16 protein-coding genes are annotated in these 19507 nt (G+C 44.3%); 5 read left to right on the forward strand and 11 right to left on the reverse strand.

Annotation, left to right across the window (positions count from 1 at the left end; all coding sequences use genetic code 11):
- Positions 1-28: 28 nt before the first annotated feature.
- The 11 genes from priA to BO18_RS03225 all read right to left on the reverse strand — a co-directional run bounded on the left by priA (position 29) and on the right by BO18_RS03225 (position 15494).
- Positions 29-2278, reverse strand: coding sequence for a replication restart helicase PriA (gene priA / locus BO18_RS03175; RefSeq protein ID WP_034443545.1), 2250 nt, complete (start codon positions 2276-2278; stop codon positions 29-31).
- Between the two features lie 94 nt (positions 2279-2372).
- On the reverse strand, positions 2373-3860 hold the full coding sequence (locus BO18_RS03180; RefSeq protein WP_034443547.1) for a UDP-N-acetylmuramoyl-L-alanyl-D-glutamate--2,6-diaminopimelate ligase: 1488 nt from the start codon (positions 3858-3860) through the stop codon (positions 2373-2375).
- Positions 3861-4015: 155 nt separating this feature from the next.
- On the reverse strand, positions 4016-5812 hold the full coding sequence (recJ, locus tag BO18_RS03185; protein WP_034443549.1) for a single-stranded-DNA-specific exonuclease RecJ: 1797 nt from the start codon (positions 5810-5812) through the stop codon (positions 4016-4018).
- Positions 5813-5908: 96 nt separating this feature from the next.
- Positions 5909-8185 (reverse strand): protein translocase subunit SecDF, encoded by a 2277-nt coding sequence (locus BO18_RS03190; RefSeq protein WP_034443550.1) that lies wholly within the window; start codon positions 8183-8185, stop codon positions 5909-5911.
- A 20-nt stretch (positions 8186-8205) separates the two neighbouring features.
- On the reverse strand, positions 8206-9645 hold the full coding sequence (scfB, locus tag BO18_RS03195) for a thioether cross-link-forming SCIFF peptide maturase (protein ID WP_034443553.1): 1440 nt from the start codon (positions 9643-9645) through the stop codon (positions 8206-8208).
- Positions 9646-9746: 101 nt separating this feature from the next.
- The gene (scfA, locus tag BO18_RS03200; RefSeq protein WP_013281386.1) at positions 9747-9893 is read right to left on the reverse strand and encodes a six-cysteine ranthipeptide SCIFF; all 147 of its coding nucleotides are present in this window, start codon (positions 9891-9893) and stop codon (positions 9747-9749) included.
- Between the two features lie 101 nt (positions 9894-9994).
- Positions 9995-10450 carry an aconitase X swivel domain-containing protein gene (locus tag BO18_RS03205; RefSeq protein ID WP_034443556.1) on the reverse strand — a complete coding sequence of 152 codons (456 nt, stop codon included), beginning with the start codon at positions 10448-10450 and terminating at the stop codon, positions 9995-9997.
- 2 nt (positions 10451-10452) lie between these two features.
- The gene (locus tag BO18_RS03210) at positions 10453-11730 is read right to left on the reverse strand and encodes an aconitase X (RefSeq protein ID WP_034443558.1); all 1278 of its coding nucleotides are present in this window, start codon (positions 11728-11730) and stop codon (positions 10453-10455) included.
- A 48-nt stretch (positions 11731-11778) separates the two neighbouring features.
- Positions 11779-13317 carry a PP2C family protein-serine/threonine phosphatase gene (locus BO18_RS32355; protein ID WP_051688467.1) on the reverse strand — a complete coding sequence of 513 codons (1539 nt, stop codon included), beginning with the start codon at positions 13315-13317 and terminating at the stop codon, positions 11779-11781.
- Between the two features lie 106 nt (positions 13318-13423).
- Positions 13424-14803, reverse strand: coding sequence for a glycoside hydrolase family 53 protein (locus BO18_RS03220; RefSeq protein WP_081860892.1), 1380 nt, complete (start codon positions 14801-14803; stop codon positions 13424-13426).
- Between the two features lie 25 nt (positions 14804-14828).
- Positions 14829-15494, reverse strand: a complete 666-nt coding sequence (locus BO18_RS03225) for a spermidine synthase (protein WP_185752339.1) — start codon at positions 15492-15494, stop codon at positions 14829-14831.
- A 175-nt stretch (positions 15495-15669) separates the two neighbouring features.
- Between BO18_RS03225 and BO18_RS03230 the strand changes: the two genes are divergently transcribed.
- From BO18_RS03230 to BO18_RS32365, 5 genes are all read left to right on the forward strand, one after another.
- Positions 15670-16695: a DUF2804 domain-containing protein gene (locus tag BO18_RS03230; RefSeq protein WP_034443563.1), complete on the forward strand. Its 1026-nt coding sequence runs from the start codon at positions 15670-15672 to the stop codon at positions 16693-16695.
- 26 nt (positions 16696-16721) lie between these two features.
- Complete coding sequence (locus tag BO18_RS32360) at positions 16722-17834, forward strand: alpha/beta hydrolase-fold protein (RefSeq protein ID WP_051688468.1); 1113 nt, start codon at positions 16722-16724, stop codon at positions 17832-17834.
- Positions 17835-17879: 45 nt separating this feature from the next.
- Positions 17880-18029 carry a hypothetical protein gene (locus BO18_RS34700; RefSeq protein WP_185752340.1) on the forward strand — a complete coding sequence of 50 codons (150 nt, stop codon included), beginning with the start codon at positions 17880-17882 and terminating at the stop codon, positions 18027-18029.
- A 195-nt stretch (positions 18030-18224) separates the two neighbouring features.
- Positions 18225-18368: a hypothetical protein gene (locus BO18_RS34705; RefSeq protein ID WP_185752341.1), complete on the forward strand. Its 144-nt coding sequence runs from the start codon at positions 18225-18227 to the stop codon at positions 18366-18368.
- 17 nt (positions 18369-18385) lie between these two features.
- A complete protein-coding gene (locus BO18_RS32365; protein ID WP_051688469.1) occupies positions 18386-19495 on the forward strand; it encodes a helix-turn-helix domain-containing protein in 1110 nt (369 codons plus the stop codon).
- The last annotated feature ends 12 nt before the right edge of the window (positions 19496-19507 follow it).

Here is a 19507-nt window from a genome sequence, read left to right on the forward strand (position 1 = left end):
TTTATAATATCATAAGTCAAAGGATGTATCAGTCAAAATCAAACTGTACACTTATATTCCGAAGCTTTCCCACAGCTTCCAGATCCTTGATGTACTTCTCCAAAAGGTCCTTAAGGGTGACCAGCTTCTCATAGTCGTCAAGCTTTGCATAAACCGCCATTCTGAAGACATCATTTATCTTGCCGATTGGAGCCATGGCAGGGCCGATAAATACTGCTCCCTGAACCTTTTGCTGTTCCATTATTGCCCGGAGCCTTGTGGCAAACTCCATGCCTTCAGTTTCCTCTTTTGAAAAGAGCTGCACACACATCATATGTGATATCGGTGGGTAACGCAGAAGATCCCTGTAGGCTATCTCTTCCTGATAAAAAGAGATATAGTCCTGCCTGGAAGCTGCTACAATGCTGTAGTGCTCAGGCTGGTAGCTCTGAATAACAACGTTTCCCTTCTTCTCACCACGACCGGCTCTTCCTGCTGCCTGGGTTATGAGCTGGAAGGTTCTCTCGCTGGCCCTGTAATCGCTGGCATAAAGAGACATGTCAGCTGCCAGAATTCCCACCAGAGTAACATCCGGGAAATCATGGCCCTTTACGATCATCTGGGTTCCTACCAGAACATCTGCCTCTTTATTGGCAAAGGTTGAAAGGATCTTGTCGTAGCTTCCCTTTGTCCTGGTGGTGTCGGCATCCATGCGAAGTACACGGGCTGTGGGCCAGAACTTCTTCACCTCATCCTCTATCTGCTGGGTTCCTGCTCTAAAGGAGGAGACATACTTTGATCCACACTTGGGGCAGAGCTTCGGTCTTATCTCTTCATGGCCGCAGTAGTGGCACACGAGCCTTCCTCCCCTGTGCTCTGAAAGAGAAACGTCGCAGTGTGGGCACTTAAACACATGGCCACAGGATCTGCAGGACACAAAGCCCGCCAGACCTCTTCTGTTTATAAAGAGCATTGCCTGCTCTCCTTTAGTAAGCCTGTCCTCCATAAGTTCCTGAAGTCTTCTGGAAAAGATGGATCTGTTGCCACTTCTAAGCTCTTCCCTAAGGTCTGCCATTTCCACCTCCGGAAGGGTACCTCCGGTGAGCCTTCTGTTTAGCTCAAAAAGATGATACTCACCCTTCTTTGCCCTATAGTAGGACTCCAGTGAAGGGGTGGCGCTTCCAAGCACCACAGCTGCCCCGTCGGGAAGGAGTCTTGAAAGCTCTATAGCAGTCTCTCTTGCGTGATATTTGGGCATAGTCTCACTCTTGTAGGTGGACTCATGCTCCTCGTCAATTATTATTATCCCGGTGTTCGGGAACGGGGTGAAAAGAGCTGATCTCGGCCCGATAATAATATCGATATCTCCGGTCCTTGCTCTCTCCATCTGGTCATATTTCTCTCCCGGTGAAAGGGAAGAGTTCATAACAGACACCCTGTCGCCAAAGTGCCTGTAAAATCTCATAAGGGTCTGATAGGTAAGGGCTATCTCCGGAATAAGGACTATAGCCTGCTTTCCGCGCTTTATGCAATCATCGATAAGTGCAATATAAACTTCAGTTTTACCGCTTCCGGTGATTCCGTGGATAAGGTAGGTATCTCTTTTGCCTTCGTCGAAGTCCTTACGCACGGTATCAACAATGTGCTGCTGCTCAGGACTCAGGACTTTGTCCTCATATCGGGAAGTAGTACCGGCAATGGGGTTCCTGTAATACTCCTCGGAATCTATCTTGATAATCCCGGCATTACTCATGCTGGTCAGGGTTGCAGATGCTACATTGAGCTTCTCAGTAATGAGTTCGTAGGGTATCCTCTCTCCGGGATTATCCAAAAGCTCTTTTAATACCCTCTCCCTTGCCTTCTGCTTCTTACGTACACATTCATAGTAGGTTTCGGTAGCTTCTCTCTCAGAGAGCCTAAGGGACACAAATTTGTGAACCTGTCTCTTCATCTTCTTCCCGGAAGGAAGCACAGTCTTAAGAGCCGCAATCATTGTGGAACCATAATGACTCTTCATCCAGGCTGCAAGCTTTATGGAGATATCCTCCGCCGAGACTGAATCCGTCACAACGCCGCTTATCTCCTTAATCTTGTCCACGTCCCAGTTGGGCTCATCGGTAAGCTCGATAACGTAGCCCTTCCTCTGGGTGTCTCCCCTGCCAAATGGAACCTGAACGCAGTCTCCCACATCCACGTGTCCAATTAGCTTCGTTGGCACCTTGTATTGAAAGAGCCTGTCCACTTTCTCGTGAGATATATCTATTATTATATTGGCAAACTTATCACATGCCTCACCCAAAGCAATACTCCAACCAAGTTCATCTTAATAACTAAGCTTTTTATGCTGGCCCTCACCACGTTACCCGACAGCTTTGGCCACAGCGCCGTGCCTCTTACTTGCGCTCGTCAAGGATTTCCTGGATAAGTTCGCGCTCGTCCATGTGGTACTTGACGCCCTTGATCTCCTGGTAATCCTCGTGGCCTTTGCCGGCAAGAACAATGATGTCGCCCTGCTCGCCGTGCTCTATGGCGTAGCGGATGGCTTCCTTACGGTCTTCGATCTTGATGTACTTGCCATCGGTCTTCTTCATGCCGGTCTCGATATCATTGATGATGTCCATAGGCTCCTCAAAACGAGGGTTGTCAGAAGTAATGATGGTGAAATCCGCATACTTTCCGCTAACCTCGCCCATCTCAAAACGGCGAAGCTTACTTCTGTTACCACCGCAGCCAAAGAGACAGATCAGCCTGTTTGGACGGTAATCCCTAAGTGTGGTAAGAAGGCTCTTTAAAGCCATAGCGTTGTGGGCATAATCGATCATCATGGTGAATTCATCTGAAGCCTTCACCATCTCAATTCTTCCCTTAACCTTGGCGCCCTTAAGAGCAGCTGCAATCTCCTCAGGAGTGCAGTCAAAGTGCCTTGCAACTGCAATTGCACAAAGAGCATTGTAAACACTGAACTTTCCTGGGTTTGTGATCTCAGCATGCATGTTAATAAGACCTTCTGTGTCGAAGAACACGCCAAGGTTTCCTGGCTTTCTGATATAAGCCAGATTGATGGCTCTGATATCAACATCGCTGTTAAATCCGTAGGTCTCCACCTCACAGGTATGTCCCTGAAGGATGTCCTCTGTATGGATGTCATCGCCGTTGCAGATTCCCACCTTACACTGCTTGAATAAGAGTCCTTTGCAGTGCATATAGTCCTCGAAATCCTTGTGCTCGTTAGGTCCGATATGGTCAGGCTCAATATTTGTGAAGATTCCAAGGTCAAAGGTAAAGCCCTGACTTCTGTGAAGCATAAGTCCCTGGGAAGAAACCTCCATAACCACGCTGTCGCATCCGGCCTCAACCATCTTTGCCATGTACTCCTGAAGAGTAATGGACTCAGGAGTAGTGTTCTCTGCGTGAATATGCTCATCACCGATGATGACCTCGATAGTTCCGATAAGTCCTACCTTATGACCGGCGTTTTCAAGCATACTTCTTATAAGATATGTAGTTGTGGTCTTACCCTTTGTACCTGTAATACCGATGGTTTTGAGCTTGCTTGCAGGGTTATCATAATATTCAGCTGCGATAAAGGCCATTGCATATCTGGTATCCTTCACCCTTACTATAGGTGTTCTGCAATCATCGGGAAGTTCCACGTCCGCCTCAACAACAATAGCTCCTGCTCCCTTTGAAGAAGCATCTGCAGCGAAGTTATGGCCATCGAAATTAGCTCCCTTGATACAGATGAAAAGAGATCCTTCCGTAATCTTACGGTTATCGTTGCAAATATCCTTTATCTCAATTTCTCCGGCATTAAGTCCATCAGAACTGTTACCAGCAGTCAGTGTAAATTCCAGATTTTTAAGAAGTTTTTCAAGTTTCATGACAATTGCCTCCATATTTTATTTTTCTGACACAAATCGGTCACAATTATATACTAAGATGTATTTATAGATGTGACATAACATCACATCTCCCCCTCATAAGAAACCGCAGACACACGCTCCCCCGCGTGTGTTTTTGTGGTTTTAGGGATAACTTATATGTAATTGCTCATAACTATCTGAACTTTTTCCCTGCCCATATAGCTGTTAATACTTGGATAATATGCCACTCCGATGGCAATGTCACCATTTCCGGAGCCTGAATAAAGCTCATCCACTGCCTCAGTGCCAAATCTTTCCCTTAAAAAGTCATTGAAATTTTCCATGTCTCCAAAATACATCATATCATAAAATCTTCCGCTCTCATCTGATACTCTGTATTTCCCGCAGTTTTTATTTCTGCCAAGGACACTTCCAGAAAAGAGCCTTACGTCCTTCTGGGCAAAAACAGGCTTAGGATTCCCATTTCCAAAGGGTTCAAGCCTCTCAAACTCCTTTACTAAAGACATATCATTAGCATAATTAAGGGGCATCACCATGTCTATATGAAGTACCTGAATAAAAGCCTCATCTGAGAGCTTACAGTTCTCATTGAGCCTTTGCCTGAGTTCTTCTATGTTTTCTTCAGGCAGTGACAGCCCGGCTGCCATTTTATGACCGCCAAACTTGGTAAACAGTTCCTTGCAGGCAGATAGCTCCTGGAACATATCGTAGGCCTCTATGGACCTGCCGGAACCCTTTGCTCCGCCTTCAGCCACTTTAGTAAGAACTATGGTAGGTCTGTAGTACTTCTCCTTTATCCTTCCGGCAATGATCCCAGCCAATGATTCATGAACCTGTGGAAGGTAGATAACCAAAACCTTAGGAAGTCCCTCACTTTCCACCATTTTCTCAATAGCTACCTGCGCCTCTTCCACGCCTTTAACTGTCAGATCCTTCCTGCTGTCATTAAGGTCCTTCAGAACCTTTGCCATTTCGGCAGCTGTAGCCTCATCCTCCTCAAGGAAAAGAGCCATAGCGCGGCTTGCCAGTTCAAGCCTTCCTGAAGCATTAAGGCAGGGACCTAACACAAATCCGTAGTGATAGGCAGAAATAGCTTTTGCATCAAGTCCATTTACATTTATAAGTGCCTTTAATCCTTTATTCCTTGTGGTTGCGATTCTTCTTAAGGATTCCTTTACAATAATCCTGTTCTCGTCCTTAAGCTCCATTACGTCACATACAGTGGCCATACCGGCAAAAATGAGCATCTCTTCAAAGAAAGCCTTTATCTGGCTATCCTCATCCCTTCCTGAAAGCCTTGCCATCATCTGAAGGAATTTGTAAGCCACAACTGCTCCGCAGATTTCCTTAAAAGAACAGTTTCCATCAGCTCTTTTAGGGTCAACAACAGCGTCAGCCGGAGGCAGTATCTCTTTTGCTCCATCCTGATCCTCGCTATTCTCAAAAGGAACCTCGTGGTGATCCGTTACCACCACTGTCATGCCAAGTTCCTTGGCATGGGCCACCTGATCGTAGGCTGCAATTCCGTTGTCGCAGGTAATAATAGTATCTCTGCCATCATCCTTTGCTCCGTCCACAAGCTTAACACTAAGACCATAACCGTCCTTAACTCGATCAGGAAGCACATAGTCTACATCCGCTCCAAAGAGCTTAAGGCCCTGTACCAGAATGAAAGAAGAGCAAATGCCATCCACATCATAGTCTCCGATGACCCTTATCTTAGCTCCCTGACTGATCCTGTCCAGCATGATAGCTGCGCCTTTTTCCATGTCCTGAAGGTCTGAAGGGTCATGAAGCAGAGTCGCATCTCCGTTTAAATAGGCCTCTATATCCTCATCTTTTGTAACTCCCCTGTTTGTAAGGAGCCTTGCAGTAATATTCCTTATTCCAAATTTAGAAGCTGTGGCATCAAAGTCTGACTTCTTCATGGTGACCATCCACTTAGCCATAATAATCCCCTTAAAATAAAAGTTTCCCGAGTCTAAAAGAGCCGCCTGGGTATAACCTAAATTATACCCAGACGGCGTCCTATAAAACTCTCTTTATCAATCTGCTTTCTTTGCAAAGAATGTGGAGAACTTTGTTTTAAGGTCATACCACATAGGTGATGCAATAAAGATTGAAGAATATGTTCCGCAAAGCACACCGACCATAAGAGGAAGGGCAAACGCCTTGATATCAGCTACACCAAAGATATAAAGTGCAAATACTGTGAAGAATGTTGTTGCTGATGTAAAGAGGCTTCGTGTGATTGTCTGAGATACTGATCTGTTAACAAGATCCTGAAGCTCTTTCTTTCCTGTTGCAAGGTGCATGTTCTCACGGATACGGTCAAAGGTAACGATTGTATCGTTGATTGAGTAACCGATGATTGTAAGTACTACTGCAATGAAGGTACTTCCTACAGCAAGTCTTGTGAATGCATATGAAACAATAACTATAAGTGCATCATGGGCAAGAGCGATGATAGCTGCTGCTCCAAACTTGATATCCTTAAATCTGATCCAGATGTAGATAAGCATAAGGATAAGTGCGATAACAAGAGCCTCAACAGCACTTGTTCTCATTTCTGAACTTATAACACCACTGATTGTCTCAGCTGCAATGTTCTCAGCAGTTACACCGTAGTTGTTCTCAAGAACCTGCTCAACAGCCTCTCTCTGAGGAACTGTAAGAGTTGTTGACTTGAAGATAACCTGGTTTGTTCCTGTTACTGTCTGGATCTGAAGCTCGTTGATTCCTGCTGCATTCTTGATGTCTGTTGCTACAGAAGACTCAAGCTCTGCAAGGTCATAAGCTCTGTCAAAAGTAACTGTTGTTGATGTACCACCAACAAAGTCAAGGCTGTAGTTAAATGCGCCCTTTCCTGCTGATGCGTTAACTCCCATTACTACAACGCCTGCAACTACAATTGCAAGAGAGATAGCGTAGAAGATCTTTCTCTTTGCGATGAAGTCTAACTGCTTAACGCCCTTAGCCTTACCATAGAGAACCGGGCTCTGAAGGCCAATGCCGTAAAGAAGTGATGTAATGCCTCTTGTGATAACAAGAGCTGTAAACATTGAAAGGATGATACCAAGAATAAGTGTCTCAGCGAATCCCTTAATGCTTCCGGTTCCAAGGAACCAAAGAACTGTGGCAACGATAAGTGTTGTAATGTTACCATCAAGGATTGATGAAAGTGCCTTGTTGTATCCGCTCTTTCTTGCCTCATCCACTGCCTTGCCTGCTGCAATCTCCTCTTTTATTCTGGAGAATACAAGCACGTTAGCATCAACCGCCATACCGATTGAAAGGATGATACCTGCAATACCAGGAAGTGTAAGTGTCATCTCAAATGCTGAGAGAAGGAACACCATAAGTCCTGAGTAGAAACCAAGAGCAAGTGTTGCAGAAAAGCCCAGGAGTCTGAAGAAAAAGATCATGAAGATCGCAATAAGTGCAAATCCAAGAGCTGCTGCATATAAACTTGTTCTGATAGCGTCTGAACCGAGCTGAGCTCCAACTACGTTAGAACGAAGCTCTGAGAGCTGAAGCTTAAGTCCACCGATACGGATGATGGAAGCAAGGTTCTTTGCCCACTCGTAATCGCTCTGTCCTGTGATAACGGCCTTACCATCTGTGATAGCTGCCTGTACTCTTGGAACAGAAATGAACTCGCCATCATAGTAGATACCAATTGTCTCGCCAGCTGCGTAAGCCTTTGTTGTAGCCTCCGCAAAAGCCTGAGCTCCTGCATCTGTGAACTCCAGTGAAACTACAGGCTCCTGTGCGCCGTAAGAATCCTGCTGGTAAACAGCCTGTGCTGAAGCAACATCAGAACCTGAAAGAACGATGTCTCCGCTTGCTGTAAGTGACTCTATTGTCTTGCCCTCTGAGAGGATGTAAAGGCCTGTGCTGTAGCCAAGTGCCTCTGCATAAGGGTCATAGTAGTTTGGATTTCCCTCGTCATCTGTCTCACGAATGAAGTACAGATTACCGGGCTGACCAAGATCCTCTAAGATCTTGTTTGCATCTGATACTCCAGGGATCTCGATGTTAATCCTGTTTGTACCTTCCTGATAAACCTGAGCCTCTGTGCTGTACTGCTGTACACGCTGCTGAAGCTTGTAGATTGTATCAGACATGTCCTCTTTACTTGGTGTTTCTTCGCCTTCTACCTGATAAGTGATGCTGACACCACCTGCCAGATCAAGACCAAGGTTAATGCTTGAAAGTGATCCTGACTTATCAGAGCCAAGTCCGTAGACTGCTGAGTATCCCAGTCCCCCTAAAAGTGCCAGGGTGAGGATCAATCCCAAAACATACTTTAAACGTTTCATAGCTTTTTTCCTTCCTCCGTTTAACCTTCTTCTTCGGCTAATGCCGCTTTTATCATAATCGCACACTCAATTCGCTTTCTCTGAAGCTCACATCCGTGCTTATATGTCGTATTTATATCTCCGTTAAAGTTGTAAGCATTGGCAGCACATCCGCCACTGCAGTAATATCTTGCGAAACATTTCTCGCATTCAGGTCTTGAGTAAACGTTACTCTTTTTGAACATTTCCCTGATGTCGTTTCTGGTAATGCCATCATAAACGTTACCCATGATGAAATCCTCATTACCAACGAACTGATGACAGGGATAAAGGTCTCCCCAGGGAGTAACTCCAAGGTACTCACAGCCTGAACCACATCCGGATAATCTCTTGGCAACACATGGTCCGCCCTCAAGATCTATATTGAAATGGAAGAAGTTAAAGCCGTTTCCTTCCTTTTTCTTATCAATATAATACTTGGCAAGCTTGTCATACTCCTCACAGAGCTTAGGAATATCCTCATCCTTCAATGAGTACCAGTCCTCAGGCTTTGCTACAACAGGCTCAACTGAGATCTGCTTAAAGCCAAGTTCTGCAAGATGCTTAACATCCTCTGAGAAATCCAGATTGTTATGAGTAAAGGTTCCTCTAACGAAATATCTGAGCTGGTGACGGGACTCTGCTACCTTCTTGAACTTAGGTACTATCTCGTCGTAACATCCCTGTCCGCCCTTCTTAGGTCTCATGGCATCATTGACTTCCTTACGTCCGTCAATAGACAGTACGATGTTGCCCATCTCTTTATTTACATAATCAAGTATCTCATCATTAAGAAGAGTTCCGTTTGTTGTGATAGTGAAACGGAAATTCTTGTTATGCTCTTTCTCAATACTTCTGCCGTACTCGACGATCTTTTTTACTACCTCCCAGTTCATGAGAGGCTCGCCTCCGAAGAAGTCTACTTCAAGGTTCTTTCTTGATCCTGAGTTCTTAACCAGGAAATCAAGGGCAGCCTTACCAACCTCTTCGCTCATAAGAGCACGTCTTCCGTGGTACTCTCCCTCATCTGCAAAGCAGTACTTGCAGCGAAGGTTACAATCGTGGGCGATGTTCAGGCAAAGGGCCTTAACTACTGTTTCCCTGTTCTGGAAGTCGTCCACATAATTCTCATAAACATCATCAGTATAAAGAACTTCTGATGCACGAAGCTCTAACAGCTCCGAAATAGCTTCTCCGATATCTTCAGGTGAATACTTGCCGGAAATCTCAGGGATCTGAATTATCTCATTAAAGAGTCTCTGGAAATCCTCATCACCTTCCTTGTCCTCACCTTCCTGTGCTGCAGCTGTGCCATAAACTGCTGACAGCTTTTCCTCCACAATAGGGACAAGGTCGAAAACAACGTCATCAACCACGTGCACAGATCCGGAATTAACATCAAGCACGATGTTGTAGCCGTTGTTCTTATATGCGTGTATCATTAAAAACTCCTAACTAAGTGCAACATAAAGAAAATCACACTAAATGAGCAGCGACCTCGGCCGCTGCCCGAAAAACTGCGTTTACCTGAAAACTTACTGAATTACTTGCTAAGCTGCTCGCAGCTCTGATTTCCTACTGTGCAGGAAGTCTTGCAAGCTGACTGGCATGATGTCTGGCACTCGCCACATCCGCCCTTCTTCATTGACTCCTTAAGATTTCTTGTAACTAATGACTTTACATGCTTCATAATATTGCCTCCTACTTGAAAATGTTGAAAATAATCCACTTTCGAGTTTTTACGTCAGCTAAGTATATCATATTATCCCCAAAGATAAAAGTACTTTATTTTTATCTGCCTTCTGGGTCCAAAACTTCGACAATTCCGCCATCTTTTACATTAATCTTCATGCCGGTCTTTACGAAGGACAAAAACTCTTCTCCAAGGCTGTCAATTGTGGGCATCTTTGCATCAGTCCAAATGTCTGAAAGAAGGACTCCTGCTGCCCCGATGGAATCTATTGGATTGGCAAACAGCATACATGCCGGCTGTCTTCCATAGTCCGCTGCAGTAAAAAGGATCATTCCACCTGTTGTAGATCCAATTGTCTGTGGCAGACAAAGAGCAACTCCTGCCATTGGTTTCTTATATATATCAGGATTGTTCTGATCGGAGCATGTAGCTTTTTTGTCCCCTGTCAGAAAGCTGGTCTGATAGCTGGCAAGTGTATTGAAACCGCCATGGGATACAAGTGCTGTTGCACTGCACTGTCCCGGAATTACTACTCTTCCCTTAAACTCCTTCATGATCATGCCCTCCCCTTTCCTGTTATCATCTCAAGTATCTTATCATCCTCGTAGAACCTGCAGGATGTATATGTTCTTAGCTTATTAGAGTTAGTAATGATCGGCACAGAATGAACCAGCGGATTGTCACAGTACATAAGCGGACAGATGTAGCTTATGGTCAGATGAAGTTCTTCAGCCATTTGTTCTTCCTTACTTCCTCTGATCGCACTAAGGACGCCTGGAGCTGCTGTCAGTACAGTTGGCACGGTAGTTGTCTTTCTTCCGCTTTCCTTAACTCCGTCATAGATCTTATGTATCCACCCAAGGAGCTCATTCTTCGACAGATGAGGGCATCCAATAAAGCACATTTTAGGCTTTGCATATGCGTTTTTCCATATAATAGGATAGCTGTCAATAACCCTCTGTATCTCTGCATCATCGATAACATAAGTTTTGGCATTGTCGGCAATAAGGCTCTCACCAAGCTCTACTGCTTCAGGAGTGAGCCCATCAATATGGTAAAGACCTACTGCTCCGTTTGAGGCAGTAGCAGCCCCAAAGTTTTTGAGATAGTCGCACACGTTTGGCGTTAGCTCTTTTCCCAGATATTCAGACAACCCAAAGACATAGGGTACATCCTCCATAACCTTCATGCCAATGGCTGAGCCCAGAACCTGAGCCGGTGGAAGCTTTGTTGTCTTTACCTCAACTCTCCAGGTGGCTTTTCTACCCTCATCAGTTAATAGCCCAAACTTGGGAACGCAGCCAAGTATGGAACCAAAAAGTTCGATAATGCCTGAGTTTCTGTTACACCTTGCTCCCAGAACCGAATTGGCATAAACAACCGCCGAGGATTCAGCCCAGCTTAAAATATCACCTTTCTGTGGTCTGTTTCCCTGCTCGTCGAAGTAGCAGGCACAGGAAAAGCCTTCTTTGCTTTTTAATCCAAGCTTTTCAAGCTGCTTCTCATATCTCATTTGCTCGGAATACATAAACTTATAGAAAACCAGATCCTGAATAGGTCCGGATGGAACGTTCTTATCAAGGGGCCTTGGATCCATGGTGAACTTCTGCTTGGAAACAACTCCGGCTTCAATAAGCTCATCCATCAGCTTATAAACCGGATCGATCACCTTAAGTCCAAAACTGGTCACAAGATGCCCATATTTTCCTGTAACCTCGGCCATCTCCTCTGCCCCAAAGAGCTCGCCATATCTGACAAGGGTCTCCATGATCTTGGCATAGGTCTTGCCTTTTTTGCCATCAAGTATCTCCTGCTGCTGCGTTGTTAGTTTCATACGCTATCTCCTCCTTAAATCCCATTTTACCGGGAATCATCAATCCTTTTAATCTGCGTAGCGATGCCCTTTTCCGAAGTACTTAAATGAAAGCATCGTTATATCATCGAACTGATCTGTGCCGTTAACAAAGGCTGTTATATCTTCCATAACATTTGAAATCAGCTCTTCCGGTGAACCATCAGGATTCTTATTAAGTCCATTCAGGATGCGCTGTTCGCCAAACTGCTCCAGCTGTGAGTTAGTTGCTTCTGAAACGCCATCGGTATATACAAAAAAGCTGTCCCCGGGGCTTAGTTCAAATTCATGCTCTTTAAATTTAACTCCCTCCATGGTTGCAACTGCCACAGAGTGCCTGTATTTTACCATTTCAAACTGTCCGTCACGTTTGCGGAGAGCCGGATGCTCATGTCCTGCATTTGCAGCAAGCCCTTTTCCTGTGTTGAGATCAAGTATGGCAAGCCACACAGTAACAAAGAGCTCTGCCGTATTTCCTTCACATATCTGTTCATTGACATGCTCAAGGATATTTGCAGGAGAATACTGCCCGGTCAGAGCGTAATTTTTGATCATGGTCCTTGCAACCATCATAAACAGCGCTGCAGGAATTCCTTTGCCGGAAACATCTGCCATTACCAGCGCAATGTGATCTGGATCCACCATAAAGAAATCATAGAAGTCTCCGCCCACTTCCTTGGCTGCAGTCATGGTTGCGTAGATATCAAATTCTTCACGCTCAGGAAGATATGGAAAGATCTGAGGCAGAACATTTCTCTGGATTGAAGATGCCACAGAAAGATCCCTGTCTGCCACAGCCTTGGCTCTTCCCTGTGATATGTTGAGTACGCAATACATAAGGAGAAGAATCAGCATGATCACACCGGCACTGAGAGAAAGGCCGTAAACCATGATGGTAAAAATGGTGACAAATAGTGGCGCGATAAGGTAAGCAGCCAGTACAACCAGCTCATATACCTTTAGCTGCTTTCGCTCTTTTATGATGATCACAACAATTCCTATTATCGTAAAGAAAACAAAGACCATTGAGATCGGATACAGTGGTCCTCTACTGTATATACCGTCTTCGGATACTGAAAAATACTGATGAAAAATTGCATTGAGGAGTCTCAATGCGATGGCTACTATAAGACCGCCCTTCATAACCTGCTCAAAGACACGATACTTTCTGTCCTCAAGTCTTATGACTGTGGAAATATACTTAAAGTAGCAAAAAGCCTGAAGTGGTGCGCACATAAAGTACAGATAATTATCAACGACATTCAGCCAGCGAAGCTGTGGAACTCCATCCACAAGCCAGGAGACAGCGTCAGTAAACAGTCCTAAGTACGCTGCATTATGGAGCAGGAAAAAGTACTTCAGATTAGAGCCTGTCTTTTCCGCATCAAATCTGCAGCACACATAGAGCACATAGCCCATCAGCATGCCAAACAGATCAACCGTAACATTGATGATGTACGTATCCTGCAGCTGGTCCAGTCCCCTATACCAGAGAAGAAAGATAACAAATGCAAAAGCTAGTGGATAAACGATTATTGTAGCAATGGCAACTTTAGTCTGTTTATTCATAGGTTTATTCCTTCACTATAGCGATCAACTTTTACTATTTATAAATTATTATAACGTTATTATTCGTTTTGTTCATCCATAAGCGCTATAACTATGGTTTTTCCTATTATCTTCTGCCTCTCATGTAATTAAAAACATTGATAGATTCCAGTGGATGGCCTTCAAAATCAAAGAAAGCCTGGTTATCCCAGGAAGAACCACCATAATAAAGACCTGCATCCTCCGGATCGTAATCTGCTGCATAGCTGCTGGCCCATCCGCTGCCATACTGCTCCCATATTGGTGAATTGTCAGCATTTGCAGGGCCAACGGGGATCCATGCGCCTTCCCAATAGAAAATGCCTAATCCCCCAACTTCATTAACACTTTTGCAGATATCCCGGATCATTGTGGCCTGTCCTTCTACAGAAGCAGGATATCCCTTTACCAGGTCATTTGCTGACAGGCTGTTTGCGCTGCCATCACCATCTGCGGTGGTGTAGCAATAGGATGTTTCTGCGATAAAGGCCTTTTTGCCATACTTCTCATTTATAAGCTCAAGTACACGGCTCATATTCTCAAAGCTGCCATCCCAAAACGGGTAGTAGCTCATACCTATCATGTCAAAATCAAGTTCTCCCCTTATCAGCCTGTCCACCAGAGTCAGTACGTCAGCTTTATCCTGGATCCTTGTGTAATGAACAACCACATCAATGTCTTTTCCATAGCTTTCAGACACTTCGCGAACTGCCCGGCTTCCAGCCTTTAGCAGTTCCAGAACCTTTTCAAATTGTTTCTCACCGGACATGCCATAGTTGATCTCGTTTCCTATCTGGACCATTCCCACATCAACACCGGAATCAAGTAGCTGCTCAAGGCTATCTTTAGTGAAGTCATAAAGGGCATCAGACTTTTGTTCCACACTCATACCTTCCCAGGCTTTTGGTGCGTGCTGTCTCTTAGGATCTGCCCAGAAATCAGAGTAGTGAAAATCAATCATGACTTTCATCCCGTTGTCAGTAGCTCTTTTCCCAAGTTCTATTGCAGTGGGCAGGTCATTGTTGCCTCCGCCGTAGCCATTCCCGTTCTCATCATAAGGATCATTCCAAACCCTCAGGCGGATATAGTTGATACCGGAATCAGCAAAGGTCTTGAACACATCCTGTTCATTGCCGTCAAAATCGTAGTATTTTACACCGCTGTTTTCCTCAACAAGGACTGATGAAGCGTCCATTCCAAAAACGAAATCAGCAGGAAGGCCCTCGATTGGAGACATCCAGGTTTCTTCCGGTGTAACAGGAGCCTCGTTATGAGCATCAGGCTCACTCTCTGCGATTTGTTCACTCTCCTTAGTGGGCTCACTCTCTGTGGCAGCTTCGCTCTGCTCCTGTTGTACTGAGGAACCAGAAGCCGTCTCAGAACTTGCCCCACAGCCAGAAAGAACTATAGCAGCCCCAATAAATATCCCGGCTCTGATCATGCCTCCCCAAGACCTTTGTTTTCTCATATACAAGTCTTACCCTCTCTCCCTATTACAATTTTCTGTCCGAAGCCAAAAGGATGCAGTTCCACCCCATTTGGCAATTAACTATCTTGGTATGCTTAAAGATATTGTTAAGCATGGCCTTGGCGAGATGAGTCTGCATGGAATTTACGCCCGGCTTTTCATTTAGCATATTCAGAGCCAATATCCCATCGCTGCCCATTATCTGCCTTGTAAGTTCGAACATCCCTTCGGAAAAGAGCTCCTTCGGCGGTTTATTGCCAACAAAAGCATCAAAGATGACGAAATCATACCGTTTAAGGCCATTTCCATCGGTGCAAGATGCGTTAGAAATTGCTGTTTTAGAGATATACTCTGCTCCGTCACTTACGATGGCCCTGATATGCTCATTTTCTGAATAAAAGAAATATTGCCCGGCAAGCTCTATCATTCCCGCGTCGCTCTCAACAACGTCCATATGACCTTCAGGAACACAGTTTAAGTAATACTTGGGAAAAGCCATTCCACCGCCGCCGATAAGAAGGACTTTATCAAGGCCTTCGTAATAGAGACACACTTCTTTTAAAGTCTGCATGTAAAAAAAGAGTGGATCATTGTCCATTCCTTCATCAAGGTAAATTCCGGATTCCCTTGTATCTTCGCAATAGAGCACCCTTACAGGTCGCTTATTTTCGACCTGATCACGTATTGTCACCTTGCCGTCCCTTGATCTATACACAATCTCGGGCTTTATTGTCAGTAAAAGCTTCTTAAAAGCTGATATTTTCTGCATAGGTATATTATAGCGTTAATTTGGCTCTTTTCCACAGATTGGTGGTAATATTATAAATGTTAGTTATCTCTTTTCCTGCAAATCTCTGGAGGTCAGCATGCCTAGAAACCATGAAGTTACAACAAAGCACCCATTACTCGACAATAAAGGAGAGCTGTCTGAGCCCGGATGGTCAAGAAGTCTCCTTCAGAAGTATGACAGGTCAATGATCAAGGCTCCAAAATGGAGGATCAAGGAATGGGACTACTACCTTGTGCTTTCAGATGAGTTTGCCGGAGCTTTTACCATATCGGATGATGGATATATTGGCCTTCAGTCTGTATCTCTTTTGACATTTGGAGATAAGCCCTGGGAACATACCGAGACTGTCCTCAATGCATTTCCCATGGGTAAGATCAATCTGCCATCAAGCTCTGAATCAGGCATAACCAAGTATGAAGATAAGAGGCTTCAGATGAAGTTTGAAGTGCTTGAGGGGAAAAGACATATCACCTGCCACCTCGAGAATTTCCATGAAGGAAAGCCTTTTGATTGCAACATTTACCTTGAGCAGCCGGACATGGACTCAATGGTAATTGCTACTCCCTGGGATAAAAAGCATGCCTTTTACTACAACCAGAAGATCAACTGTATGAGGGCATCAGGCTACATGCAGTATGATGGAAAGAAATATGAATTTAACCCGGCTTCTGATTTTGGGACGCTTGACTGGGGAAGAGGCGTTTGGACATACGACAACACCTGGCACTGGGGTTCAGGCAACAGCGATATAGATGGTAATACCTTCGGTTTCAATATTGGATACGGCTTTGGTAACACAAAAGCTGCCACAGAAAATGTGATCTTTTACAACGGAAAGGCCCACAAGTTGGATGACATCACATTCCATATTCCCGAAAGTTCCTACATGGACCCGTGGAAATTCACATCCTCTGACGGCAGATTTGAGATGGACTTTATTCCTGTTCTCGACAGAGCCGCCTGCCTTGATTACAAGATTATTGTTTCAGACCAGCATCAGGTTTTCGGAAAAATGAGCGGAACAGCAATCCTGGATGACGGAACAAAGATCCATGTCAAAGACATGATGTGCTTTGCAGAAAAAGTACATAACAAATACTAAAATGATTACGCCAATAAAGGAGATATATGAAAAGAAACAACTTAAGACTTGCACTAGGACTTTCCTGTCTTTTGGCTATTCTTTCCGGTTGCGGAGCCAAGGCAGAAGAAAAAGCTGCCGAAGACAATGAAAAAGTGGAAAGTGCAGAACTACAGCAGAACGGATCAGCAGAAAATGCAGAAGAAAATGAATCCACTGATAAACAAAATGACGGAATAGCCAAGGCAATTGCCGAAGAGACTTCTGCGGTAGATTCCTCCGCTGAAGTAGCTGATGAAAACGAGGCGAGGGTTCCTACAGCAGAGATTTCCGATTCAACAATACCTGTAAAATATTCCAGTATTCGGACTGATGAAGCAGGAACAATTGAGCATATAGAATATTCCACCAAAGACTATTTTGGCGATGAATCTGAGATCACCAAGGAAGCCAACGTCTACCTTCCTGCAGGCTACAGCGAAGATAAGAAATATAACGTTTTGATTCTCATGCACGGTATTGGTGGGGATGAAAATGAATGGGGAATGACAGGTGATAATTCCAAGATCAAGTTGATAATGGACAATCTGGCATTTTACGGAGACATTGATCCGTTTATTGTTGTAACACCTAACGGACGAAGCGCAGCTAACCATGCAAAGGATGGATCCGACTACAATTCTTTTTATGTATTTGGAAAAGAACTAAGAAATGACCTGATTCCTTACATCGATTCACATTACAGCACCTACGCAGATTATAACGAGGATGATTACGATCCTTCGGAAAGCAGAGATCACCGTGCCATGGCAGGTCTTTCTATGGGCGGTATGCAGACCATCAATATTGGAATTGGAGAATCTTTAGACCTGTTTGGATACTTTGGAGCATTTTCAGCAGCGCCCACCAGCTACCCTGCTGCGAAGACAGCCGATCTGATAAAAGACAGCGACTATCCAATTTATTACTTTTACAACATATGTGGAGAAAGCGATAATGTAGCCCTGTCTGCTCATACGGCAGCTGCCAAAAACCTTCCTGATGTATGTGATAGGTTCGTAGATGGCGAGAATTTCATGTGGCAGGAAGTGCCAGGTGTCCATAACTTCGACGTATGGTACCTGGGCTTCTACAACTTTGCACAGTTAGTATTCAAATAAGAAGATTCCGATAAAAACATGTTGGGGAAAGGAAGGTATATTTACATGGGAATGGAGAAGGAAAACGAAGAGAATAAGAAAAGCACGGAGAGGACCATAACCATAAACATTGGTCCAGCTGCCATCATCTCAGTACTGGCAGTTCCAGTCGTTCTTCTTACAAGCCTGCTCATATCAAATAAGAAAAAGAGTTAAGTAGATTCACCAAAACTGCCATCCACAATATTGGGTCGGCAGTTTTTTCTTAAATAATAATATATGTCTCATCGCTTTCCATATCGGAAAGTTTTTCTTATAGCAACTGTATAAATAGTATGTTAATATTCCCTATATAGCCTTGTAGAATTAAGTCATAACAAAGACACGCACACGAAAGGAACGGTGGACATTATGACAAAGAGAATCAATTTCAAGGCTATGCTGAGCAACTTAACAACAGGATTTCTTGCAGAAAAGAGTCTGGCTGATCAGAACTACAAAAACGCAATAAATGGTGGCTACAGCTATTCCATGAGGGCAAGAACAATCCTGTAAATCAGGGAGAGAATATCATGCAGTTAAAGCTTTCGGACAATATCAGGAAATACAGAAAAGAAATGGGACTCACCCAGGAGGAACTGGCAGAAGCCTTTGGCGTCACCATCGGAGCAGTTTCCAAGTGGGAAAATGGAAATAACGTTCCGGATATCATGACGATGATGGAGCTTGCTAACTTCTACAACGTCTCCATGGATGAACTTTTAGGCTATGACATGTCTTCAAAAAAGATAGCGGACATGGAAAAGATAATTGAAGATTTATGCCATGAATACAGATTTGAAGAGGCTGTAGCAGAAGCAAAAAACGCTCTGGTAAGATATCCCCACAACTTCAGGATACTCTATGCCTGTGCAGAAATGTATTTTCTTAAGTATATAGAAGGGGACGATGATCAGGACCGTGATACAGCCATTGACCTTTATCAAAAGAGCATGGAGCATCTTTCCCAGAACACAGACAAACAGATAAGTGAATACTCCATCAGGTACAGAATTGCAAAGCTCTACACCAAGAAAGACCCTGATAAAGCCCTGGAAGAGCTCCACAAGATCAATTATGACGGATGCAACGACTCAGCTATTGCATCAGTACTTATGAATGCCGGCAGATTCAAGGAATCACTAAACTACGGAACAACTGCCATGATACGTCTTTGCGCCGACCAGTACGGAACTATAACCAACATGGCCATGGCCATGGCAGCATCAGGTCGTAAAAAAGATATTGAAAAGGCAATAGAACTGGTGGATCTTAACATGGATCTTATCAGACATTACAGCATTCCCGGAAAGATTACATACTTCCACAAGCTTCGTGTAATAATGCTGATACTGAAGGCCTGGTGGCTTTCCTGCCTGCATGAACAGGAAGCCATGGAAGAATGCGTAAAAGAAGCCTGGGAACTGGCTAATCTGTTCGATCAGTCAGCCTCAGGCCATGAGCTTTCATCAAGCACAAGATTTTACTTCTCTGAAGATAAGGCGTATTCATTTGACTCCACCGGAGCCGGCGCTATTTCCGGCGTAGAGTCAATGTTTGAAGATAACGACAGCATCGTTACAAAAAAGAACGCCAAATACATGGATAATGTTATTAAAGCCTGGAATAGGCTTAAAGGCTGAGCACTTATCCCG

Source organism: Butyrivibrio sp. AE2032 (assembly GCF_000702965.1).